The organism is Microcystis sp. LE18-22.4A, from assembly GCF_027531105.1.
Classification (GTDB): Bacteria; Cyanobacteriota; Cyanobacteriia; order Cyanobacteriales; family Microcystaceae; genus Microcystis; species Microcystis aeruginosa.
This window is the reverse complement of the sequence record NZ_JAPZRB010000255.1, coordinates 1-23,893: the sequence shown is the minus strand read 5'-3', so window position 1 is coordinate 23,893 and position 23,893 is coordinate 1. Positions and strand designations below refer to the sequence as shown.

Sequence of the window (23,893 nt, the reverse complement as noted above, 5' to 3'; positions counted from 1 at the left end):
GATCGATCCCCGCAACTTTACCGATTTCTTTAATCTTATCGGCAGCTCAGTGGACTAACAGGCGGTAATTTTGACAAATTCGGGAATTAACTAGGGTCTGCTGAATAAATCTAAAAACCTTGCTGGATAAGACTTTTAGCCATTTTTGAAATCCAAAAGTACCAGATATGGGAGTGATCAGGGGTAAATTCAGGGACTTTTTCCCTGAAAATTAGGTAATTGACCCCCTCAAAATCGGTAAAACCCCACACCCCACACCCCACACCCTACACCCTGCTCCTAGGAAAAACTTTTTCAGCAAACCCTATGTATGGGGGAAGTCCAGTTATTCAGCAGACCCTATCTAAACGAAAAAAAAGGAGTGAAAAAAATCACTCCTACTGATAATCAGAAGAAAAAATGGCTTAAACCTAGAGAGCGTTTGCCCCCGCTACTACTTCTAACAATTCTTGGGTAATAGCGGCTTGACGCGCCTTATTGTAGGTACGGCTTAAAGTCCCAATCAACTCGCTGGCGTTTTCGCTGGCGTTACTCATCGCCGTCATCCGCGCTGCCAATTCACTAGCTGCCGATTCCTGGAGAGCGCGCAGTAATTGGTTATTTAAGTACAAAGGTAGGAGAGAATCGAGGATTTGGACGGGATTCTGCTCAAAAATCATGTCTTGGGGAAAAACCTGCGCCGGTTGGCTGGCCATTTTTTCCCGTTGTACCTTAAATTTTCCTTCTTTAGTCACCAAACGGAAAATCTCGTCATCCTGTACCGCTAAACCTTGGGTAGTTAAAGGTAACAGGGTTTGAATCACCGGAGTGGCACTGATCAGGGAGATAAAACGAGTATAAATTAACTCGACGCGATCGACTGTTTCCGATAAAAATAAGGAAAGCAATTCATCCCCAATAGTGCCAGCTTCATCGGCAGTGGGAATCTGTTCGAGGTTAATAAATTTAGCGGCAATGGGAGCATTCCGGCGCTCGAAATATTGTGCCGCTTTCCGGCCGGCAACAACTAATTGATAGTTAATCCCTTGCTCTTTTAATTCATTCATCCGTTGTTCGGCACGACGGATGACGTTAGTATTATAACCGCCACAAAGACCTCGATCGCCTGTGACTACTAACAGAGCCACGGTTTTTACTTCCCGTTGGGCCAGCAGGGGTAAATTAACATCACTAAAGGCTAAACGACCTTGGAGATTATAAAGGACCTGAGCGAGGGCATCGGCAAAAGGACGGGTACAGAGAACTTGTTCTTGGGCGCGGCGCACTTTTGCGGCCGCCACCAGACGCATGGCCTCGGTAATTTTTTTGGTATTTTTGACCGATTGAATTTGGTCGCGAATCGCTTTGAGATTAGGCATAATTCAGTTATCAGTTATCAGTTATCAGTTATCAGTCATCAGTTATCAGTTATCAGTTATCAGTTATCAGATTGGAGTTTTAAGTGAGCAGTATGTGTTAAGTGAGCAGTATGTGTTAAGTGAGCAGTACTAAATAGCAGTTTCTGGCCATCTTTTCACTGTTTACTGATCACTGTTTACTGATCACTGTTTACTGGTCACTGTTTACTGATCACTGATCACTGATAACTGAAAAGGCTGACAGCTTAAAGCTCACAGAAGTTTACTTGAAAGCCTGTTTGTACTCATTGATGCCATCTTTGAGCAGGCCTTCCGCTTCGTCGTTGAGTTGTTTTTCAGTGCTGACGATCTCAACGTAGCGAGGTTTGCTGGTTTTCAGGTATTCCCGTAAACCGGCGCAGAAATCGATAACTTTATCGGTGGCGATATCGTCGAGATAACCGTTTAAACCGGCATAAACCACTGCGACCTGTTCCCAAACAGCGAGGGGGAAGTTTTGGGGCTGTTTGAGGATTTGACGCAGACGTTGACCGCGAGCGAGTTGTGCTTGGGTGGCCGCATCAAGGTCAGAAGCGAATTGAGCAAAAGCTTCTAATTCGTCAAACTGGGCTAATTCGAGTTTTAATTTACCGGCAACTTTCTTCATCGCTTTCGTTTGGGCCGCCGAACCCACGCGGGATACGGAAATACCAGCGTTAATAGCGGGACGGAAACCAGCGTTAAAGAGGTCGGTGGAGAGGAATATCTGACCGTCAGTAATCGAAATTACATTGGTGGGAATGTAGGCAGAAACGTCACCTGCTTGGGTTTCGATAATCGGCAGGGCGGTCATGCTGCCACCACCGAGGGCATCGCTGAGTTTAGCGGCGCGCTCTAGTAAACGGGAGTGGAGATAGAAAACGTCGCCGGGGTAAGCTTCCCGACCGGGAGGACGACGCATGAGCAGGGATAGCTGACGATAAGCTTGAGCCTGTTTGGTGAGGTCATCGTAGATAACTAGGGTCGCTTTGCCTTTATACATGAAGTATTCGGCGATCGAAGCTCCGGTGTAGGGGGCGATATACTGGAGGGTGGCGGGGTCGTTAGCGTTAGCGGCCACCACCACGGTGTAATCCATGGCGCCTCTTTGGGTGAGGGTGTCGATTACTTGGGCGACGGTGGAGGCTTTTTGACCGATGGCGACATAGACACAGATCACGTCTTCGCTTTTCTGGTTAATGATCGTGTCAATGGCGATCGCTGTTTTACCAGTTTTTCTGTCACCGATAATTAACTCCCGTTGACCACGACCGACGGGAATCATGGCATCGATAGCGGTAATGCCGGTTTGCATCGGTTCACAGACGGATTTGCGAGCGACAATACCGGGGGCGGGGGATTCCACCAGACGGGTTTCGCTGGCGAGGATGTCCCCTTTACCGTCGATGGGACGACCGAGAGCATCAACCACGCGGCCGACTAAGGCTTCACCCACGGGAACCTGAGCGATTTTACCGGTAGCTTTCACCGTACCGCCTTCTTTAATCCCGAAACCGTCACCCATTAACACTGCACCGACGTTATCTTCTTCGAGGTTAAGGGCGATGCCGACGGTTCCATCTTCAAATTCTAATAGTTCTCCCGACATGGCTTGTTGTAGGCCGTAGATGCGGGCAGTACCGTCACCCACTTGCAGGACGGTTCCCACGTTGGAGACCTGTACTTCTTGGTTATAGGATTCGATCTGTTGACGAATAATCGTGCTAATTTCGTCGGGTCTGATAGCTACCATAGTTTAATCTGGGAAAAAGTAAAAAATTAGAAGGTGAAAAAACGGCAAAAAAGGGAGATTAGATGACCTTAGCGCAGGGAGAGGCTGAGGCGTTGTAGTTGACCGCGAATGCTGGCATCAAAGACCTGAGAACCGACTTTGATCACCACACCACCGATGAGGCTGCCATCAACTTTGGTTTTCAGTTCGACCACATTTGCCCCGGTCAGGGTTTTCACTTTGTCGATGACGATTTGTTTTTGGCTATCGTTCAATTCGGTGGCCGAGGAAACTTCCGCTAAAACGGTGTTAGTCAGCACTCTAGCCAGGGTGAGATATTGTTGACAAACGGGTTCTAAAAATTGAATCCGACGTTTATCGACTAATAACATCATGAAGTTAGTTAAATAGGGATTGGCACTGCTCCCCATTACTTGGGAAAGAACGGCTTTTTTAGCTTCTTCTTTGATCACGGGATTGCCGATAAACGCTCTTAGATCGGGAGCATTTTCCAACAATTCTAAGAGGGATTTAATTTCGCCGCCGATCGCTTCTAATTGTCCGCTGCTTTGGGCGACGGAAAGTAATGCTTGGGCGTAGGGTTCGGCGATTTCTGAACTGATTAAACTTCCCTGCATCTATTTACCTCCTAGGTTGGCCAAACTGCGATCAATTAGGGTTTGTTGTACCGATTCTTCCAGGCCGGTGCTTAACTGGGATTCCACATTAGCTAAGGCTAAAGCGGTAATTCTTTGGCGTAATTCTACTAAAACGCGATCCTGTTCCGCCGAGAGATCTTTAGCGGCACTTTCGCGCATTCTTTGAATATCGAGTTCGGCTTGGGCGGCGATGTCGGCGGTGACAGCTTTAGCTCTAGATCGAGAGTTATCGATAATTTTTTCCGCCTCTTGTTTTGCCAGGGCGAGTTTTTTCTGTTCTTCGGCGAGGGCGGTAGCGGCAATATTTTTCCGGTTTTCAGCTTCGGCTAAAGCTTCCGCAATCTTCGACTGACGTTCCCCGAGGATTTGTCCGAGAACTTTGCGGCCGTAGAAGATGATTAAACCGAGCAGAATCGAGAGGTTAAATAGGTTAGTTCCTAAGATATCGGTGTTGATGCCGAATCCCTCTGCTGCCGCTTCCTTCGCCTCCGTGGCTAATAATAAAACTGTGTCGATGATCATGATTATTGAGGGCGGGGAGTAGGTTATTCAGTTATCAGTTATCAGTTATCAGAGGTAAGTTATCAGTCTTCTAACTCCTGACGACTGAGTTCTATCTTTTTACTGATCACTGTTATTAACCAATGGCTGGGGTTTAGCGAACGAGTTCGGGGCCGAGGAGTTTTTCGAGAATTTGACGGGAAAGAGAGGCCACTTGTCCTTCTAGAGAACGAAAGGCTTCTTCTTTCTGTTGGGCAATTTCGGCGGCGACGGCTTCCTTACGGGCGATCGCTTCTTTTTGGGCTGCGGCAACTCGTTCGCTGGCTAGTTTTTGGGCCTCGGCTTGCGCTTGGGCGATAATCTCTTGGGATTGTTTACGAGCCGAACTTAATTGCAATTCGTACTCTTGTACCAGTGCTTCGGTTTTGGCTAGTTGTTCTTTGGCTCCGCTTTCTGTTTGCCGAATATACTCCGCCCGTTCATCTAAAACTTTACTGAGGGGTTTATAAAAAACGGCGTTCAGGATCACTGCCAAAAGAATAAATTGTAGTGCCATCACTGGCAGGGTGGCATCGAAATCAAACATTGATTTATTCCTGATAAATAGAAGCTATAGGCAGGTTCAAAAAAGGAAGACGATCCCCCTGCTTTAACAATGAACAGTCAGGGGGGATCAGCAAAATTCCCTTAACTAGCTATCAGCCTTCCGTCCCCAAAACCAGACTTTTTAGTTGGCTCCTTTGGCGTTTTTTGAGAGTTTTGAAAACTCTGCCGCCAAGCTGCGGACTGGGGGCTGATAGCCCACTGCTTTTTTAATTAGGCGAAGGGGTTAGCGAACAGTAAAACGAGAGCGATAACCAAGCCGTAGATGGTTAAGGATTCCATGAATGCCAAGCTGAGGAGAAGGGTACCACGAATTCTTCCTTCAGCTTCGGGTTGACGGGCGATACCGGAAACAGCTTCTCCAGAAGCGGTACCTTGACCAACGCCGGGGCCGATAGCGGCTAAACCAACGGCGAGGGCGGCGGCGATAACGGAAGCGGCAGCTACTGTGGGGTTCATGGTGATTTTTTCCTCTATTTACTAATCAATTTCAATCTGTTGTTTACAGAGCGCGTTCTCAGCCGTAAAAAATGGCTGGTTTTCTGCTCAAAACTCCCGAAAGAGTTTTTGGGAAAGAACGATCTGGGAATTCAGTTGCTCATCCTGAATTCGACCAATAATTTCTTAGTTATTATCCTATTATTTGGACACTTTTCCCTAAGAAATTTTTCTTTTTTCGTCCCTCGCTTTTAAGCGTGTTCTTCTTCGTGTTCCGATTCCAGGGCCTCATGGATATAGGCCCCGGCAAGGGTGGCGAAGACAAGGGCCTGAATAGCGCTGGTAAATAAACCGAGAGCCATCAGGGGTAGGGGTACGACTAGGGGGACAAGGAAGACTAATACGGCCACTACCAACTCGTCCGCGAGGATGTTTCCGAAAAGACGGAAGCTGAGGGAGAGGGGTTTGGTAAAGTCTTCTAAAATTTTGATCGGTAATAGCACGGGAATCGGCTCTAGGTAGTGAGCAAAGTAACCGAGTCCTTTTTTACTGATGCCCGCGTAGAAGTAAGCGAGGGAAGTCAGTAGGGCTAACGCCACCGTGGTATTGATGTCGTTAGTGGGGGCGGCTAATTCTCCTTCGGGCAGTTCGATTAACTTCCAAGGAATCAAGGCCCCTAACCAGTTAGAAACGAAAATAAATAAAAATAGGGTGCCGATGAAGGGCAACCAGGGTCGATATTCCTTTTCTCCTAGCTGGTTTTTGGCTAAATCGCGCAGAAATTCCAGAACGTACTCCATGAGGTTTTGAATACCGCCAGGAACTTTCTGGATCTTGCGGGTAGCGGCGATCGAGGCGATGATTAAGATAGCGAAGACGATCCAGGAGACCGCGATCACTTGCCCGTGAATTTTTAGTCCGCCGATGTGCCAGTACCAGTGTTGTCCCACTTCCAGGGAAGCGAGGCTATAAAAATTAAGCACACTTAAACTGTCTAACATTTTCACCTTGGAGAGATTCGGGTTCGCAAATCAGGGTTATTTTAACGGTCAAAGGGTTTAGGAATCGGCTTTCTGCTCCAACTTGAAGATGGTTTGCAGAGTATAGACGATGATCGCCCCTTTATAGGTCAAAAAACCCAAAAAAACTGGCACTATGTGCAGTTCTTGCCAACGACTGGCGATGATGATTAATCCAGCGAATAGGGCTAATCCTTTTTTGCCTACCCGATTTTTCGTTACCCCCAATTTTTCCACTTCCCCGGCCAGGAGTTTTAGGTAAACAACTCCCACCATTGCCCCTAATAGGTAATTAAGGGCGGTATTGAGGGAATAAAACAAGCACACGGGAATAAAGATCAGACCGCTTAAGATCAGGGTGGTGATCAATAAAGTGTTTTGTAGTTGATAGTATTCCCGCATCGGATCTGACGGCGGGTTGGTTTCTGGGGTTGGGGGAGATTCGATCGATGGATCAGACAAGGTACACCTAAATCAGCGATAGACTAATCTCAATATCTAGATTGCTTTCCGAGCTATGACGCTCAGGTGAGCCACAAGACATATTATCACGGCAGTGGCAACAATTATTAAGCAATTGTAAATGGCCATGATTACCCCCGCTCGCAGCCGTCAGCTTTTTTCTCTCCCCCTCCCCTGCTCCTTTTTCCCCACTTCCCCAACTCCGGCGCCCCCTCTTGCCTGTTCCCTAAAACCAGAGACTTCCTACCTCTGCTTGGGAAAAGGTAAGGGTCACTATTTTTGGCTCTTCTGGTTTCTGTGTGGAAACGGGGTCTATACTGATAGAATATCCGCAAAATAGTCCTAAAAGTCTTTACCAGTAAACATTTCACGATTCTATAAGCAAAAATTATCACACAAAGTCGAGAAGAACCCTATTATTTTTTTCTATCTTGATTTTTAAACTGAACATCTATAAGAAAAAAAGTTTTTGTGTGCTTCTCTCTGACAACAATCTCTAGGCAAAAAGCCCGAGATTTTTTTTAAAGCTGATAACTGATAACTGATCACTGATAAAAACTAACTGGGAACAATATTTAAGAAAGCATCGAAATCTTTTAATGCTTCTTGGAATTGAGTAGCAGCGAGACTAGCATCTTTTTCTTTGGCTGCCGCATCGATACGTTCAAAGTGAACGAAAAGATTTTTCGCTAACTGCTTGGCTTTTTCTTGGTCTTTGGGCAGTAAATTACGGGATAATCCTACCATTTCCTGACGCAATTGCCCCAAAGGACCGTGGATATAGGTGCGAGTATCTACCCAATTTTTGTCAGCGATGAGGTCTTGCAAAACGCTCATTTTTTGGCGAAATCCTTCTATGGGTTGGATGTAAACCTGTAACTGTTCGATTTTTTGGGGACTGTAAACGGTGGGGATAGTTGCTTGGGGACCACTGCAACTAACCAGCAGGGTAGTAACTAGGACTAAAACTAGGGAAATAATCGAGCGAAGACGTGGCATTGGTTTATATGTACTATTTAACAAGCTATTGACGTTCTCTCCCTTAACCAGTCAAGGTATCGGGACGATTTTTACTTTATCAGAATTTTGGGTTTAAAACCTCGCCCCTTTTAGGGCATCCATTGGTCACATCTTTCATTAACAAAAAGAGAAGAAACTTAAAAAGGGCTCTTCTAGGTTCTGTGTGATAAGTTGAACTTATATAGTAGCGTTCGATCTTTGTGTCCTCTGTGTCTCTGTGGTTCCTTCCACTCCCTCTCCCGCAAGACTGTATCTTAGAATACATTTTACCCACCAAACCAGGGAGAGCCTTTTCACGAGCCACAAAAAGATATTGATCAGAAAAGTTATCATTAAGTTAGAGGTTTTAAGGCTGATTCGGATAAATTATTTTTATTAATAAGTATTATACACACTTCATACAGGGCAAGCAATATGGCTTACCACCACTGTGGAATCACGACCCCATTTTGTAGTAATAGTATTTATGAGAGTTTAAGAGAGAATTTAGAACAGTTTAAGGGTAAAATTAGGGAAATAAAAGGGTAAAACTGGCTTTAGCTCCCCGTCCAATCTACCATTGATAATCTGGGTACTAAACTGAAATCTCTTTGATTACGAGTAACGACTGTAGCATTAAGTGATAATGCAATAGCAGCTATTCGCAGATCTTTTTGTAGGCGATTTTTTCGCAGAGACGGATTCTCTTTAAGTAATTGTTTGAGAAGATTATCTGCTTGGTTTGTAAAGTCTAGAATCTCAATTGTTTGCAGATATTTGACGGTTATTGAAAGTTTTGAGTAGAGTTGGGGCAGATTATTGATAGCCCAAGGATCGTTAATTTTACCCATCCAACCGTTGAAAAGTTCCTGAACAGTAATGATTGTAACGGAAATGGAATGGCGGGACGCATTAGCAATAACTTGGGGATGATTGCGAAGAATTAGGGAAATATGGTCAGTATCGAGAATATATTGAGACACAAATCTTTATCCTCTACAGATAATATGAGGGATCTACTTCACTGTCATCATCTAAAGTACGTTCTGCTTGAAGTGTATCCATGATTTCTTGAAAATCTGCGTCATTTTCAAAGATACCTGCAAATTCTCGCCAATTGGGTGAGGGGTTATCTAGGGGTGTTGTCCATGATATCGTTTCAATTTGGCTAATTTGTTCGATAAAGGTTGTTTGTAGTTGGGAAATGGCTTCTTCTTTGGTGGGTGCTTGGACTCGAAAATGAGGCAATTCAGCGATAGATACAGCATATTGACCATTTTTAAGGGTTTCTATCAGTATTTTTACCTTTAGATTAGCTGATGGTTGGGAGGGCGGGATATTGAGATTGATGACCATAGCATTTTGTTGATTTATCGCTTTACTTCCTTATTTTAAATGACTCATCTGATATATAAGGTTGTTTTAAAGAGTAGATATTTTTAATATATTCAACTAAAGGGTTGATTTTATTTTGATTTTTACAATTGATACTTAGTTCAAAAAAATTACAAAAGTGACCGTCATTAAGCCTACTATACATTGCATAGTAAATCGACATTATAATTAATTTTGTATCCGTTAAATAGTCGGCTCTTCGGTTTGTGTTATGCAATGGACGGGGGTTAGAAGGGATGTAACCCTTATATAGAAAGGCATTTAGCGATTTTTGTCAATTTAGAGCGAACTAATCAATTAAGTCTCTTGCCAGATAAGGATTTAGTCGATTTATGCCCCCCTATCGAACCATAACAAGTAACGAAGAGCCAAATAGTCTTCTATGTTAAAATTAAGCATAAATATCCTCTTGGCTCTAAATTTATATTAGAGCTATATTGCTATTTATTTTTCCCTTAGAGCCAAATTTTTTAAGATTCTTTCGATGTTTGCAGTTTCTCATCTCAGCAAAAGAGAGAAAACAGCGATCGCAAACTGCGCCTTCAAATTCTTCAAACTCCCACAAAGCAGCAATCTTAAACTTTTTCTCACGATTTGGACATTTAGACAACAACTTTAAGTCATGCTTCTCACACCTCCCAACCGACTTAAACTGGCATTCAATCCTATGACAAAGCAACTCATCATTTTTGTTCAAATTGTCTCATAAAAGCTCGATCGATCCGATCTTTCCATAACCATAATAACGGTGATTGCCATGCGAAACCGCCCCAAGATGCGATCGCTTGTTGGTCTCCTGTCCCAATTAAACTCAGATAATTTTTCTGGGGAAAATAGGGTTTTAGGGGCTGATTTTGCAGAATTCTTGCTAAATTATCGAACAGTGGTTTTCCTTGTCGGACGGCAAAAACTCCCGCTTTCGGACGGGGATAATCTGGAATCGTGGCAATATCTCCCACGGCAAAAATATGGGGATGGGAAAGAGATTGCAGATAATTATTCACTAAAATAAACCCTTTTTCATCTGTCAGTAATCCTGACGCTTTAATCCAACTAGGGGCCGAGGCAGTCGTTACCCAAATTGTATAATCCATGGGTAAAACTAAACCCGATGAACAGATAATCCGATCTGCTTGCACTGCCGTCACATCCGTTGATAAATATAATCTAATTCCCCTTTGTTTAAAAATATTCTCTAAACGTTGGCCGACCCAATTATTATGGGCTGGTAGTAGTTTTTTTCCTCGATGAATTAGAGATAAATTCAAATTACTGCTAGAGTTGAGAATTTTGGCCAAACGGGACTGCATATTTAAAGCTAATTCGACCCCGCCCGCGCCACCACCAACAATGACGATATTTAAAGTATTATTAGGGTTACTAACCGCTTTTTTCAGGATTTCTTGCCATCCTTCCCGAAAAATCGGCACCGGTTTGGCGGGAATAGCGTACTCTTTAGCACCGATAACATTATCTACTGCCGGGATGCTGCCGATATCGATCGAGAGATAATCAAAGGGAATCTGTAAAGAATTATTACAAATTACTTGACATTTTTCCGTATCTATGGAATTAGCCTTGTCTAAACAGAATTGCGCTTGAGAATACCTAGCTAGAGAAGGTAAATCGATATGAGTCTCAGCAAAATCATAAAAACCGGCGATGTGGCCGGGTAACATTCCCGAATAGGGGGTATGGGTGACATCGCTAATTAAAGTTAATTGAACGTTTTTTAGGGGTGATTGCCCCCAAAGACGAAGGGCGATCGCATGACTATGGCCACCACCGATAAAAACCAAGCGCTTGACTAAATCCATAAAAAAACGGGATTGCTGCCAGAAAAGTTAAATTCTAATGAATATATCTTCTTACACAGAAATTCTGTTGCAAAATCGAGGGTAGATAGACAAAAACTCAAGACATCGGGGCCAGGAACTTTTAACCAATGACAGTCAATTGGGATTTTGATCTTTTCGGACTCGATATTCTTAAGCAAATTCTATCTATTATCTTCGCTTCCCAATAGAGAGAAGTCTATGCAAGAAGTTTATATCGTGGCCGCAGTCCGGACTCCAATTGGTCGTTTTGGTGGGGGATTGATGGGATTATCCCCGGCCGATTTAGGGGCAACAGTGATGAAATCCGCCCTAGAAATCGCTAATTTGCCCCCAGAAGCCCTAGATTTGTACATTTTCGGCAATGTTTTGGGAGCGGGTCATGGTCAGTTAATTCCCCGGCAAGCGGCGATTAAAGCGGGAATTCCCGTAAGCGTGGACGGATATCGGGTGGATATGGTTTGTTCTTCGGGAATGATTGCCGTTAGTAACGCTGCCACCTCAATTCGCGCACGCGAAGCGGATCTCGTCCTCGCTGGTGGCATCGAATCCATGTCCCAAACCGGCTTTTTTCTCTCCCATCGGGCCCGGTGGGGTTATAAATTCCTCATGGGTGCGCCAGAACAATTAACGGATTTATTACTCCACGATGGCTTAACCGATGCTACCACGGCTGAGGTCATGGGTTCCCAAGTCGATCGCCTCTGTCTCGATCGCGGGGTTTCTCGGCAAGCATTAGACGAAATTGCCGCCTTATCCCACCAAAGAGCGGCCACAGCCACAGAAAAAGGCTGGTTTAAGGGCGAAATCGTGCCAATTGAGCTTAAATCTAAGAAAGGTTCCACAATTATTGCTCAAGATGAGGGTATTCGTTCCGATAGTACCCCAGAAGGGTTAGGAAAACTGCGGCCGGCTTTTAATCCGTCGGGAGTTTTAACTGCGGGGAATAGTAGTCAGATTTCCGATGGGGCCGCCGCTATCCTTTTAGCCAGTCAAAAAGCGGTGGATCAGTACGGTTTAAAACCAATTGCCAAAATCCTTGGCGGCGCTGTGGGTGCTGGAAAAACCGAGCGCTTCCCAGAATTCCCCGTCCTAGCGGTGAAAAAATTACTATCATCTCTAGATAAAACGATCGAAGATTTCGATTTAGTGGAAAATAACGAAGCTTTTGCCTTAAATAATCTGCTTTTTGAGATGGATCTGGGGTTAGCTAGGGAAAAACAAAACGTTCACGGTGGTGCGATCGCCTTGGGTCATCCTATCGGCGCTTCCGGCGCGCGGATTCTGGTGACGTTAATTAACGCGTTGAAAGTACAGGATAAAACCCTCGGTATGGGGGCCATCTGTCATGGGACCGGTGGCGGAACAGCGATCGCAATTGAAAGAGTTTAGGAGGAAAAAGCTATGGTATCTCTGGGACTAGAGGAGAAAGTTATCGTCGTTACGGGCGGAAATCGAGGCATTGGGGCGGCTATTGTCTCTCTTTTGATAGATTTGGGGTCCAAGGTGGCCTACACGGATTTAGCCACGGATAATCCCCAGGGTTTAGGCATTGTCGCCGACGTGACTAAGTTGGAATCTATGGAAGCGGCAGCTCAACAAATTGAAGCGGAATTGGGACCAGTGTACGGCATCGTCGCTAACGCGGGGATTACCAGAGATAACTTTTTCCCTAAATTAACGCCGCTAGATTGGGATTTAGTGATTAATGTCAACCTAAAAGGGGTTAATCACACGATTAAACCGTTTATTGAGGGAATGTACGAACGACAAGCGGGATCGATCGTTTGTATTAGTTCTATTTCCGGTGATCGCGGTAATGCCGGCCAAACTAATTACGCGGCCACAAAAGCGGCAGTTATTGGTTTAGTCAAATCCTTGGCCCGGGAAGCTGCCCGTTATAATATTCGCGCCAATGCGATTGCACCGGGGTTTATTAACACGGAAATGACTTTAGCGATTCCCGATAAAGTTCGCGATAAAATCACCGCCGAAATTCCCTGTCGTCGCTTCGGTGAACCCGCAGATATCGCCTGGGCAACTGCCTATTTACTCTCTCCTGTTGCCAGCAGTTATGTCTCTGGAGAAGTCCTCAGAGTTAATGGGGCCCATCACACCTAATCAGTTATCAGTTATCAGTTATCAGTTATCTAATTCAAAGATGGAAAATGTGTTTGTTATTGTCCCTGCTAAGTTGCTTGATAGTGGCATAAATCTATGAAATTTCAATGGGATCAAGACAAGGCAAATAACAACATCAAAAAACATAGTATATCTTTTGAAGAAGCAGTGACCGTATTTGGGGATCCATTGGCCGTAACGATTTTAGATCCCGATCATTCAGTGGGTGAGTTTCGTTTTCTGACGATAGGACAGTCAAAATCACAAAAGCTGTTAGTCATATCCCATACAGAAAGAGAAAATGAGATTCGCTTAATTAGCGCCCGTTTAGCTAGTAAACAGGAGAGAAAAAATTATGAATCAGGAGTCTGAAGAAACGGTTAATGACGAGATGCGAACTGAATATGACTTTTCTGGTGGTATTCGTGGCAAATATTATGAAGCTTATCGACAGGCTAGTAATGTGATCATTCTCGATCCCGATGTGGCGGAAATTTTTCAAGATTCAGCCTCAGTCAATGAAGCGTTAAGATTACTAGCAAAAATTGCCAAGTCTGGAAAAATATGACTTATCAGTTATCAGTTATCGGGTGTAGAGTGGGTTAGTAAACTAGCGAAATCAGTGTTAAAGGAAAAGGGCAAAAATAATGGATAAACCGACACAAGCTTGGAGTGAGATGGCCGCCGATTACGTCAATCTTTGGACAGAAACCGGGGCAAAAATGTGGTCAAGTTGGTTTGATATGATGGGGGCGATACCGACTCCTATGGGCAATATTAAACCAGAATTGCAAGAGGCAACCCAGCGCTATTTTGATAATCGGGATTTATTGATCAAATTCCTAAAATTATCGATGGAAGCTTGGGAAAGTATCTTCCCGAAAATGCAAACAGGAGAAGACTGGCAAACAATTTTAGATAATTATACCCAACAGATGCGCGGTCAACTGAATAGTTTTACTACTACCACTTCCCAAAGTAGTCAAGATGTCAGTCAACTATGGACAATTTACCTGCAACAATTACAAAGTATCAATCATTTATGGTTCGATCCTTTCGTCCTGTCAAATGACACAATAACCAAAGCTTGGTTAGGTAATACTTCTTCCTTGATCGAACTCAATAATATCTATTGGCAGAAGTTTTATGATGAAACTTTTGGCCAATGGTTACAGATGCCTTTATTGGGATTGCCGCGAGAATTTAACCGCAAATTACTCGATAGTTTTGAAACGTGGCGGGTTCTTTATCAAGCTAGTATTAACTATCAAATTGTGCTGGCTGATATTCAAGTTAAATCCTTTGAAGCTTTAACTAAAAAATTAGTTTTCTTAGCAGAAAAAGGTCAACCTGTCAAGAATTGGCGAGAATTTCAAGATGTGTGGAGTGTCGTCGCTGATGATATTTTTGAAAAGGCTTTTTGTCAACCAGAAAACCTAAAAGTACGGGGAAAATTTATTAATTCCCTCAATGATTATCGCCTCAAACAGCAGGATTTAATGGAAATTTACCTGCGATCAATGAATCTGCCTACCCGCAGCGAAGTCGATGAAATTCATCGGACTATCTATGAATTACGCAAAGAGGTAAAAAGTCTCAAAAAAACTTTAGGAGAAAAAAAAGCAGTAGAAAGTAACAATTAGTTAATTGTGCTTGACAATCAGTTATCAGTTATCAGTTATCAGTTATCAGTTATCGGATTGCAGTTTTAAGTATATAGTGTTAGGTGAAAACTTCGGAACTTTCTTTTCACTGATTACTGTTTACTGTTCACTGCTCACTGAAAAATCCCCACTTTTCTAGGAGAATTAAATTATGTGGCCATTTTTGACGCAAGTGAAACTGGAAGATTTTACCCAAGATTATCTAGAATTAACTCAAAAAAATCTCAAAGGTTTGGACAATCTCAAACGAGTTAAAGAAGAAGATATTCAGTGTGGAGTCTCGGAAAAAGAAGCAGTTTATCGGGAAGATAAAATCATTCTCTACCACTTTAAACCCGTGGTCGAAAAACCCTTCGAGATTCCCTTGTTGATGGTTTATGCTTTGGTCAATCGTCCCTACATGGTAGATTTACAGGAAGGGCGTTCTTTAGTAGCCAATCTGCTGAAATTAGGCTTAGATATCTACTTAATTGATTGGGGCTATCCCACCAGAAGCGATCGCTGGTTAACCCTTGATGATTATATCAATGGTTATGTGGATAATTGTGTCGATTTTATTCGTCAAAGTCACCATCTCGACAAAATTAATCTGTTAGGGATCTGTCAGGGAGGAACCTTTAGTTTATGCTATAGTTCCCTCTATCCCGATAAGGTAAAAAATCTGGTGACAATGGTGACACCGGTGGACTTTTATCAAACCGAGACCCTCTTAAATATGCGCGGGGGGTGTTCCTTGGGAGCCGAAGCATTAGACATCGATTTAATGGTAGATACTATGGGCAATATCCCGGGAGATTTTCTCAACTTAGAGTTTCTGGAATTGAAACCTTTACAGTTAGGTTATCAGAAATACCTTGATTTTCCTGACATCATGGAAGACGAATCAAAATTAGTTAATTTTCTGCGTATGGAAAAATGGATTTTTGATAGTCCCGACCAAGCGGGAGAATCCTATCGACAGTTTCTCAAGGATTTCTATCAGCAAAATAAACTGATTAAAGGGGAAGTGATGTTAGGAGATAAACGGGTAGATTTACACAATCTGACCATGCCAATTCTCAATCTTTATGCGGATAAAGATCACCTTGTACCTCCCGCTTCTTCCCTCGCTTTAGGGAATTATATCGGTACTTCTGACTATACCGCTTGTGCTTTCCCCGTCGGACATATCGGAATGTATGTCAGTGGCAAAGTGCAACGGGATTTACCCCCCGCTATTAGCGATTGGTTAAAAGCAAGAGCTTAACAATCCTAGAAAAGATCCCCTTTTCCAGTTTGGGAGAGGGGTTTAGCACTTTTTTTCTCTACGGGTGTAACACAATACAACACATCGATAAAAAAACATCTACGGGCAGTAAAATAAACTTTTGTAACAGAGGATGTTAAGCACTGTTGCAAGATCGGGCAGAATCGGAGAATCTCGTTTCTTTAGGCTAAACCCCTGTGGTACACTGCAAAGCGTACTCGCTCGTAAGTATGTAGGAGAAAACCTGAGTGTTAAGAGTCGCTGTTGTGGGTTCAGGGCCGGCCGGTTCTTCGGCGGCAGAAACATTAGCTAAAGCAGGCATTGAAACCTATTTATTTGAACGCAAATTAGATAATGCTAAACCCTGTGGTGGAGCGATTCCTCTCTGTATGGTGAGCGAATTTGACCTACCTCCTGAAATTATCGATCGCCGGGTGAGAAAAATGAAAATGATCTCCCCCTCTAACGTCGAAGTCGATATTAATCTCGATAATCAAGACGAATATATCGGAATGTGTCGTCGGGAAGTCCTCGACGGTTTTATGAGAGAACGCGCCCATAAATTAGGAGCGCATTTAATCAACGGAACCGTTTACGGTCTCGACATTCCCACCAATAGCACCGATCCCTATACCCTACACTACGCCGATCACTCCCACGGCAATTCCCAAGGGGAAATGAAATCTCTGAAGGTGGATGTGGTTATCGGTGCGGACGGTGCTAATTCCCGCATTGCCAAAGCTATTGATGCTGGGGATTACAACTATGCGATCGCTTTCCAAGAACGCATCCGTCTTCCCCAAGATAAAATGGCCTACTACGAAGACCTGGCGGAAATGTATGTAGGAAAAGACGTATCCCCCGACTTCTACGCTTGGGTATTCCCCAAATACGATCACGTCGCCGTCGGTACTGGCACAATGAAGGTCAATAAAGCCATGATTAAAGACCTACAAGCTGGTATTCGCGCTCGCGCGGCCCGTCGTCTGGAAGGAGGCGAGATCATCCGCGTGGAGGCTCACCCCATCCCCGAACATCCCCGTCCTCGTCGTGTAGTTGGTCGCGTGGCACTGGTGGGAGATGCTGCGGGAACAGTTACTAAGTCTTCGGGAGAAGGCATCTATTTCGCCGCTAAATCGGCGCGGATGTGTGCGGAAACCATTGTCGAAGTCACTAACGGCGGCCAACGTATTCCCACAGAGGACGAATTGAAACTCTACCTCAAGCGTTGGGATAAGAAATACGGTATGACCTATCTGGTATTAGATATCCTGCAACGGGTTTTCTACCGTACCGATGCCACCCGGGAAGCTTTTGTGGAAATGTGTTCCGATAAGGACGTACAGAAGATGACTTTTGACAGTTATCTCTATAAAACCGTTGTTCCCGCTAATCCTCTCGTACAGATGAAGATTACTGCTAAAACTATCGGTTCTCTCCTGCGCGGTAACGCTTTGGCCCCTTAAAATCAATTGATAACCAGAAAACCCAATCTCCGGCGGTGGTTGGGTTTTCTTTTGGGTTGTTTCATCTCCTGTCTTCTCTAATACTAAATCTGGTTATTAAAAACTGATTATTTATTCTCCCTTTTGCATGAGTGCCTCTTGCATGAGTGCCTCTCCTGATATGTAGCCTATACTCAACGGATTTAGTATGAGATGGCAAATTCTCCTCAAATATGCCTGAATCGTGGGTAAGCAGCCCATATAAAGTTCATTTTGTCAAGGATTGTTAAGATGCGCTTACACCTCGATGGGAGTCATGGTTTTCCTATTCCTAGGTCTTTCTTAATTGTAGGGGGAACTTGAGAATCAGAAATTGGAAACCCGTGATAAAGTGGATAGCCATCAGAATCATAACTGTTATTGGGATGAAATACATAAAACTTGTTTTTTTCTTTTTGATATCCATAGCGTTTTTTTTTATAATCTATGGAATGATTTAAGACTTCTTGAGCTTCTTCGATTGTTAAATCCATTGGAGTTCCTTTAACACTAGGTGCGGTTCCTTTCAATGATGAATCATGTTTAGGAGTTCCAGTGTAACGAGGACATAATTTTCTAGATTGAGTAATCTGGGTTAAATTTCTGATTGTAACATTTTCAGAGGATTGGTTTTCTTCTCGAAATGTTACCTCAACGGTTTCATCAACAAAATCGTCCGATTTTTGTAAACTGAGTAAACTACCTTTAAGTTTCACCGCTCCAGTTAAAGAACTCGATGTAATATTTTTGTTGTTAAAATAGCATTCGCAAGATTCAAGCAATACTTGGTTATCGATAAATGGTCCCTTGGTTAAAATTAGTATCAAAAATTTAGCCAGCACTTGCTCTTGTGGATGAGGAGACTTTATTTTTTGGCAAATCCATTGATGAATAGTAAGATTAGATAATATTTTTTGTTGAGATAAACTACTATGAGTCTGGATAGGATAATTGTTCTGTATAGGTTTTACTTCTTGGATGATATCATATAAGTTTTTGAGCAGTTCGTAAGCCTCATTGTCGTTTTTAGCTTGCCCAGTAAAAGAAAGTTCATTAATCAAAAACTTCATTTTAAAGCAACTCCATTAAATCTTTTTCCACTTGATCAAAAAATCCATCAGGCCACTGATCAATTCCTCCGTCTTGATAAAGAATGGGTGAAATAACTTCTGATACAGCTTGTCCTTGTTTCAAATATCTTTGAAAATAATGAATTCGTACATCTTGAGCATCAATTTTCTTATTTTTTACCGCTCGACGAATACCATTTAAGACATGATCACTATGAGTTTCTACTATAATTTGTACCCCACAGCTTGCCGCTAATGCTAACAGTTCTCCTATCTTAGATTGTCCTTTTGGATGAAGATGTGCTTCAGGATTTTCTAATAAAATTAACGTATCTGTAACAGATGATAATAAAGCCACAACAATAGGTAGTATATATGTAATACCAAACCCAGTATTTGTAGGACGATAAGGATTACTCAGTCCGTAAGAGTATTGTAAACTGACTAAATCCATTTCTGGATGAGATGAGATTATGATTCTAGTTCCAGGGCTAATTTCTCCAATCCAAGCTTCCACTTGATTTTTAAAACTTGTAGAAATTGCTTGAGGATGTTCTAATTTTGAATCTCTAATTTTCTCTTCTTCGTAGATAGAAAGAAAATGTGCTGTAAATTCTCCCTTACTTCCAAGCTGTTTATGCTGTTTGACTTGAAATTCTGAAATTTCAAAATGTGGACTTGGAGACATTCTTTCTGCTCGTAGATAGTAAAATTTATCAGTAAAAAGATTGGATCGGTAAATTTCTTGAGGAATAGTATCTTGGGACAGGGGAGATAGTTGAAGAACATCAGAATTAGGATCATATTCAAAAATCCATGAACTTTTACCATGATCTGCGCTGGTAATTTCAAAAGTAATTGAATCTTCTTTTGCACCTTCAAAGAGAGCGTCTTTAGCTGTTCCAATACGAACTAAATCACCATTTAATGCTAATCCTTCCTTTGGTAATAAATCCTGCTTATAGGACTGGCGAAGTAATAATAAGGATTGTAGCAAAGTGGATTTGCCACTACTATTTAATCCTGAGAGCAAAGTTAGCGGTTTTAAATCAAAAGATTGATTTTCAAAAATCTTAAAATTTTTTAACACTAATGATTCTAACATGATAACACCTCTTTTATTATTTCTTTAATTGTATCAAATCTATAGGGAACTTTAGTGGCTGCTTGAGAAACAGATTCGAGAAAATTACTATCATCTTCCATTTTTTTAATAAAAACTTCCTTGACGTTCTCCTTTCTCTCAGTTAATGTTTCAAGTTCTTGTTCACTTAAACCACTCAGGGTAACTGACCAACTTTCAAAAAGAGCTTTATTGATAGGATATTTTCTTTTTCCATCTTCTGTGATTTTACGGATTTTACGGAAAGCATCTTCTCCAAAAATATTATTTGCCGCTTTCATGGCAAAAATAAACTTATTTTTGATTTCTTGTACTCGATTTTCATCTATTTTGTTTAGCTTTTTCATTGCTTGATCTAAAAAATCATCCCGACCTTTATCAGACGAATAGCAATTGTAGCTTATTAAAGTAAAAGCAATAAATCCTAAGATAAATTCATGATCGACCATGCGATTCTTTCTTTTTTGACTAAAACTTGTCAATTTTTGGAATTCTGGAATGTTTGCTAATTCCTTGAGAATTTTTATGGCTTGACCTGGATTTATCGCTTGACGAAATTCTTGTAAATTGAGAGGTAATCCCCCAGTATTAATTCTTCTAAAAATGTTATACTTAACTTTAGGTGGTGTACCAGGTTCAATTAAATACACAATAAACTCTGCTTCATTTATTCTGCGTTTATAGTTACGAGATAAATCTGAATACTTGTTCTTTTCTAATTCCTTTAAAAATTCTAGGTCTTTTAAGACAAGCTTCTCATCAAGAATAAAGCTTTTAAATGTACTCAGTCTTTGCAATCCATCTATAATTAGCCATTCGTCTTCCTCGGTTGCATCCATATAAAATGCTGGCAGAGGAATTCGTATTAACAGAGATTCGATTAATCTGCTTTTAGCCTTATCAGTCCAGATGTTAGCGTTACGTTGAAAATCAGGATTTAAGTTAATTTCTTTATATTCAATTCTTTTGATCAAAAGATCCATGGTTATTTGTTTGGTCGTAATTCTGATTTTGGTTGGATCGAAGAAGTCTGAACTTTCTTCTTCTTCTTCTTCTTCTTCTTCTTGCAATTCAGTTTCTTGGGATGTTAATTGTTCGTATGTGATATCATTTGTACTGTTTTTCATATTATAGTCCCATGAAATTGTTGGCTCTCTTATTCCTTGTGTGATAAGTTAAACTTATATAGTAGCGATCAATCTTTGTGTCCTTTGTGTCTCTGTGGTTCGTTCCACTCACTGCCCCCAGACTGTATTTTAGAATACATTTTACCCACTAAACCTGGGAGAGCCAATTGTTTTTAGAATATAGCGTACCTAAATAAAATGTCAACCCCTTCAATCCTGTTCTGACCTAGCTTGCCGATCACTCCCAAGGCAATTCCCAAAAGGACGTACAGAAGATGACTTTTGACAGTTATCTCTATAAAACCGTTGTTCCCGCTAATCCTCTCGTACAGATGAAGATTGCCGCTAAAACTATCGGTTCTCTCCTGCGCGGTAACGCTTTGGCCCCTTAAAATCAATTCATAACCAGAAAACCCAATCTCCGGCGGTGGTTGGGTTTTCTTTTGGGTTGTTCCTTCCTGTCTTCTCTAATTCAAACAAAAATATCGCTTCACCAGCAATCTCTAAGTACCACCTCACCTCAAATCTAGAGAAATAACGCTCTTTTAATACCATAATTCCGGGATCAGGTCATAATAACCAGCTTGGGTCGGTGGGTAAATACCCGCTTCGATTTTTTCGATAATAGTCGGCCAAGCTTGCCTAAAAGCGGCAGAGCGCTCGTTGGGGTGCAGAGTCCAACCCTTGGCATTGGTGAGAGTGGCGCGATAGTAGTTGCTTTGTTCTAGGGAGCGAGAAACCATAATTTCCCAAGAGTCGAGTTTTCCTTTGCCAGTCAAAATATTCCCCCAAGCTTTTAAACCATCGGGTAAATGATCGAGAAAGGTATTTTTATAAGAGCGCCAGAGGGGGGTGATCGGTAAAAGGCGATCGTAGCGACGACAATTAAGTAAATAGGCACGACTACCAAAAAATTTAAATTGATAGAATCCATCGGGATTTTTCGTGCAGGGATGCTGAGAATAAATCGTACCATCGGGCCGCGGTGGACCGGACAAAGGACGCACAAACATCATTTCTGGATGGGTTTCCATTAACTCGATCCCTTCGCAGATCCAACTGTAATCCGGTTCTTGGTAGAGCATCATGTCACTGTCATAATGGACCATATAATCGCTGCGACAGGACTCGATTTTGAAGATCGAGCCGAAAATCGGATAACCTTTGTAGTTATGGGTGGAACGGAGGGGACTGCCGAAATGCTTTTGATAGATGCGCTGACGATAGCTGGGATCGTAGTTAAAATCCACTAGGCGATCGATTATGCCATCTTTAACTAATTTTTCACCACAGGCTCTTAACTCCTCCATTGTACCCAGTCCGGGGCGATTAACCTTTTCCCCGCTTAAAGGGGCCGTGTCAATAGCGAGTACCTTTTCCTCGAAGGGAAACTGACTCATTTTGACTAGATGGGGAATAGTGTTCATCATAAACCAGACATCGGTTCGCGCCGTAAAAAACCAGAGCGAACAACTTGGCAATCCCATTTTGTATAAACCTCACTTTTGTTTGGGTCTTAAATGGGATACATTATAGGGGAATCTTCGCGACAAGTTGACACAATTCCTTATTAACCTATGACTATAGCCCTCGATCGCTTACCCCAATCTTGGCAGGGTTTAACCCATCGTTTAACTTATAAGTATTTTCAGGTACGCATTGATACACCCAAAGACCCCTATAAAATTCTCTTTCGTCCCCAACCCTATCAGGTTTTATTTATTCTTAGCCATATGCGATCGGGTTCGTCTTTATTGACCCATATCCTCAATTCTAATCCTGAAATTATCGGTTTTGGCGAAACTCATCTGGTTTATGAGAGTGAACAGGATTTTAAAACTTTAATGTTTCAACTTTACTGGCGGTTGAAAGATTTAAACATGAATCATAAATATATTTTAGATAAAGTTCTTCATGATCAGAAGTTTTTAGATCATAGTTTTTTGCAATCTGATCCGGTTAAGACCATATTTTTACTACGAGAACCGCAGCGCACTTTAGCTAGTATTCTAGATATTAAACCCCATCAAAACGAGCAGCACGCCCTGGGTTATTATACCGGTCGTTTAGCCACCCTAGAAGGTTATGCTCGATTAATTAACAGCAAAGAAAAGAGTTTATTTATCACCCACGATCAGGTATTAAACCAAAGTCAATTGGTCTTTAATGGTTTACAGAGTCATCTCGATACTAAAACGGGATTTTCTGAAGAATATCGAGTTTTAAAAACCACTGGCAGCCGCGGTATAGGAGATTCTTCCGAGAATATCAAAGCGGGTAAAATTATTAAACAAGCCAGAAAATTAGATATAGAAATTTCCGACGCTGTTTTAACCCAAGCCCAAAAAGCCTACGATCGATGCTACGAAACCCTCAGCCATTATTGTCATTGTATCTAAACTGAATTGGGGATTAGTAATAGCCTTGATTCTCTCCTCCGAGTCCCAAGAAAATCCCCCTAACTCAACTCTAAGTTGAGCATTTAAAAGGTCTGATTAGCCTTCAATATTAGCAATTGTAAAGCCCATCTGACACTCGTAGAGATTGGGCTGTTGGCTTCCTCCTTTACCCAAAGAGTGACCACAGCCTAGTTTACCCTCTCGCCACCGGGGTTGCCCCTGCTGGTTGGCTAAAAGACAGCCCTGACAGACAGAACCCGTATCGAGAATGTGTTCGTCGGTTAAAATCACTAACATGACGTTCACCCCCATTGATCTCCGATCACTTTTGTCTCTATTGTAAGGGGTTTTTTCTGAGATGTAGTGGCGCGCTATACATTCCGCTACTTTTTGGCTTTTTTTCGCTTGGACTCTTCTTATGCAGAAGATTAGACCTGGAAAATGTATAGTCATTTCAGATAAGTCTGATACGATTCAATCTTAATTGAAGTGACTATAATTAGGGCTTGCTGAATAAATCTAAAAACCTTGTTGGATAAGGCTTTTAGACTTTTTTGACCTCAAAAAGTGCCGACCATTGGAGGGATCGGGGGTAAAATTCAGGTACTTTTTCCCTGAAAATTAGGTAACTGACTACCTC

Annotated in this window: 26 protein-coding genes and 1 pseudogene; 9 read left to right on the top strand and 18 right to left on the bottom strand. The window is 42.2% G+C overall.

Annotated elements, in window-relative coordinates; translation table 11 throughout:
- Window positions 1–410: 410 nt before the first annotated feature.
- From O9295_RS11900 to O9295_RS11845, 12 genes are all read right to left on the bottom strand, one after another.
- Window positions 411–1,358, bottom strand: a complete 948-nt coding sequence (locus O9295_RS11900) for a F0F1 ATP synthase subunit gamma (protein WP_002800073.1) — start codon at window positions 1,356–1,358, stop codon at window positions 411–413.
- 262 nt (window positions 1,359–1,620) lie between these two features.
- The gene (gene atpA / locus O9295_RS11895) at window positions 1,621–3,129 is read right to left on the bottom strand and encodes a F0F1 ATP synthase subunit alpha (RefSeq protein WP_288033057.1); all 1,509 of its coding nucleotides are present in this window, start codon (window positions 3,127–3,129) and stop codon (window positions 1,621–1,623) included.
- A gap of 68 nt (window positions 3,130–3,197) precedes the next feature.
- Window positions 3,198–3,746, bottom strand: coding sequence for an ATP synthase F1 subunit delta (gene atpH / locus O9295_RS11890; protein ID WP_002763366.1), 549 nt, complete (start codon window positions 3,744–3,746; stop codon window positions 3,198–3,200).
- Window positions 3,747–4,289, bottom strand: a complete 543-nt coding sequence (locus O9295_RS11885; protein WP_061432323.1) for a F0F1 ATP synthase subunit B — start codon at window positions 4,287–4,289, stop codon at window positions 3,747–3,749. It abuts the gene before it with no gap.
- A gap of 133 nt (window positions 4,290–4,422) precedes the next feature.
- Window positions 4,423–4,854 (bottom strand): F0F1 ATP synthase subunit B', encoded by a 432-nt coding sequence (locus O9295_RS11880; RefSeq protein WP_002795845.1) that lies wholly within the window; start codon window positions 4,852–4,854, stop codon window positions 4,423–4,425.
- A gap of 230 nt (window positions 4,855–5,084) precedes the next feature.
- The gene (gene atpE / locus O9295_RS11875) at window positions 5,085–5,330 is read right to left on the bottom strand and encodes an ATP synthase F0 subunit C (protein WP_002740068.1); all 246 of its coding nucleotides are present in this window, start codon (window positions 5,328–5,330) and stop codon (window positions 5,085–5,087) included.
- A gap of 230 nt (window positions 5,331–5,560) precedes the next feature.
- Window positions 5,561–6,310 (bottom strand): F0F1 ATP synthase subunit A, encoded by a 750-nt coding sequence (gene atpB, locus O9295_RS11870; RefSeq protein WP_147068794.1) that lies wholly within the window; start codon window positions 6,308–6,310, stop codon window positions 5,561–5,563.
- 57 nt (window positions 6,311–6,367) lie between these two features.
- On the bottom strand, window positions 6,368–6,730 hold the full coding sequence (locus O9295_RS11865; RefSeq protein WP_002789747.1) for an ATP synthase subunit I: 363 nt from the start codon (window positions 6,728–6,730) through the stop codon (window positions 6,368–6,370).
- Window positions 6,731–7,348: 618 nt separating this feature from the next.
- Complete coding sequence (gene psbQ, locus O9295_RS11860; protein ID WP_287734637.1) at window positions 7,349–7,789, bottom strand: photosystem II protein PsbQ; 441 nt, start codon at window positions 7,787–7,789, stop codon at window positions 7,349–7,351.
- Between the two features lie 557 nt (window positions 7,790–8,346).
- Window positions 8,347–8,772 carry a type II toxin-antitoxin system VapC family toxin gene (locus O9295_RS11855; protein WP_288033056.1) on the bottom strand — a complete coding sequence of 142 codons (426 nt, stop codon included), beginning with the start codon at window positions 8,770–8,772 and terminating at the stop codon, window positions 8,347–8,349.
- Window positions 8,773–8,785: 13 nt separating this feature from the next.
- Complete coding sequence (locus O9295_RS11850) at window positions 8,786–9,145, bottom strand: hypothetical protein (protein WP_002763370.1); 360 nt, start codon at window positions 9,143–9,145, stop codon at window positions 8,786–8,788.
- Between the two features lie 722 nt (window positions 9,146–9,867).
- Window positions 9,868–11,001: an FAD-dependent oxidoreductase gene (locus O9295_RS11845; RefSeq protein ID WP_288033055.1), complete on the bottom strand. Its 1,134-nt coding sequence runs from the start codon at window positions 10,999–11,001 to the stop codon at window positions 9,868–9,870.
- Window positions 11,002–11,220: 219 nt separating this feature from the next.
- On the opposite strand from O9295_RS11845, the gene phaA reads away from it, so the two are divergent.
- The 7 genes from phaA (at window position 11,221) to chlP (ending at window position 17,516) form a co-directional block, all read left to right on the top strand.
- A complete protein-coding gene (gene phaA / locus O9295_RS11840) occupies window positions 11,221–12,411 on the top strand; it encodes an acetyl-CoA acetyltransferase PhaA (RefSeq protein WP_288033054.1) in 1,191 nt (396 codons plus the stop codon).
- A gap of 12 nt (window positions 12,412–12,423) precedes the next feature.
- On the top strand, window positions 12,424–13,140 hold the full coding sequence (gene phaB / locus O9295_RS11835; RefSeq protein WP_288033053.1) for an acetoacetyl-CoA reductase PhaB: 717 nt from the start codon (window positions 12,424–12,426) through the stop codon (window positions 13,138–13,140).
- A gap of 96 nt (window positions 13,141–13,236) precedes the next feature.
- Window positions 13,237–13,512: a BrnT family toxin gene (locus O9295_RS11830; RefSeq protein WP_190722734.1), complete on the top strand. Its 276-nt coding sequence runs from the start codon at window positions 13,237–13,239 to the stop codon at window positions 13,510–13,512.
- Window positions 13,496–13,708 (top strand): hypothetical protein, encoded by a 213-nt coding sequence (locus O9295_RS11825; RefSeq protein ID WP_002736172.1) that lies wholly within the window; start codon window positions 13,496–13,498, stop codon window positions 13,706–13,708. Before O9295_RS11830 ends, O9295_RS11825 begins: the two co-directional genes overlap by 17 nt.
- Before the next feature lie 79 nt (window positions 13,709–13,787).
- Window positions 13,788–14,783: a class III poly(R)-hydroxyalkanoic acid synthase subunit PhaE gene (gene phaE / locus O9295_RS11820; protein WP_288033052.1), complete on the top strand. Its 996-nt coding sequence runs from the start codon at window positions 13,788–13,790 to the stop codon at window positions 14,781–14,783.
- Window positions 14,784–14,955: 172 nt separating this feature from the next.
- Complete coding sequence (locus O9295_RS11815) at window positions 14,956–16,050, top strand: class III poly(R)-hydroxyalkanoic acid synthase subunit PhaC (protein ID WP_002795840.1); 1,095 nt, start codon at window positions 14,956–14,958, stop codon at window positions 16,048–16,050.
- A 248-nt stretch (window positions 16,051–16,298) separates the two neighbouring features.
- Entirely contained in the window at window positions 16,299–17,516 is a 1,218-nt protein-coding gene (gene chlP / locus O9295_RS11810) for a geranylgeranyl reductase (protein ID WP_002735532.1), read from the top strand.
- A 293-nt stretch (window positions 17,517–17,809) separates the two neighbouring features.
- Here the strand turns inward: chlP and O9295_RS11805 are convergent, their stop codons facing one another.
- From O9295_RS11805 to O9295_RS11795, 3 genes are read right to left on the bottom strand one after another with little or no spacing between them, the layout of a single operon-like run.
- Window positions 17,810–18,604, bottom strand: coding sequence for a hypothetical protein (locus tag O9295_RS11805; protein ID WP_002784820.1), 795 nt, complete (start codon window positions 18,602–18,604; stop codon window positions 17,810–17,812).
- A 1-nt stretch (window position 18,605) separates the two neighbouring features.
- Window positions 18,606–19,709, bottom strand: a complete 1,104-nt coding sequence (locus O9295_RS11800; RefSeq protein WP_002784819.1) for an AAA family ATPase — start codon at window positions 19,707–19,709, stop codon at window positions 18,606–18,608.
- The gene (locus tag O9295_RS11795) at window positions 19,703–20,854 is read right to left on the bottom strand and encodes a DUF262 domain-containing protein (protein ID WP_288033051.1); all 1,152 of its coding nucleotides are present in this window, start codon (window positions 20,852–20,854) and stop codon (window positions 19,703–19,705) included. Before O9295_RS11795 ends, O9295_RS11800 begins: the two co-directional genes overlap by 7 nt.
- Before the next feature lie 254 nt (window positions 20,855–21,108).
- Here O9295_RS11795 and O9295_RS11790 point away from each other — a divergent pair.
- A pseudogene (locus O9295_RS11790) lies at window positions 21,109–21,246 on the top strand (geranylgeranyl reductase); the annotation flags it as partial.
- Between the two features lie 7 nt (window positions 21,247–21,253).
- On the opposite strand, the gene O9295_RS11785 reads toward O9295_RS11790, so the two are convergent.
- The gene (locus tag O9295_RS11785; protein ID WP_288033050.1) at window positions 21,254–21,409 is read right to left on the bottom strand and encodes a hypothetical protein; all 156 of its coding nucleotides are present in this window, start codon (window positions 21,407–21,409) and stop codon (window positions 21,254–21,256) included.
- A complete protein-coding gene (locus O9295_RS11780) occupies window positions 21,400–22,341 on the bottom strand; it encodes a hypothetical protein (protein ID WP_288027639.1) in 942 nt (313 codons plus the stop codon). The genes O9295_RS11785 and O9295_RS11780 overlap by 10 nt, the downstream gene beginning before the upstream one ends.
- Before the next feature lie 90 nt (window positions 22,342–22,431).
- Between O9295_RS11780 and O9295_RS11775 the strand changes: the two genes are divergently transcribed.
- A complete protein-coding gene (locus O9295_RS11775; protein ID WP_288033049.1) occupies window positions 22,432–23,253 on the top strand; it encodes a sulfotransferase family protein in 822 nt (273 codons plus the stop codon).
- 96 nt (window positions 23,254–23,349) lie between these two features.
- Here the strand turns inward: O9295_RS11775 and O9295_RS11770 are convergent, their stop codons facing one another.
- Window positions 23,350–23,550 (bottom strand): hypothetical protein, encoded by a 201-nt coding sequence (locus O9295_RS11770; RefSeq protein ID WP_002735656.1) that lies wholly within the window; start codon window positions 23,548–23,550, stop codon window positions 23,350–23,352.
- Window positions 23,551–23,893: the final 343 nt, after the last annotated feature.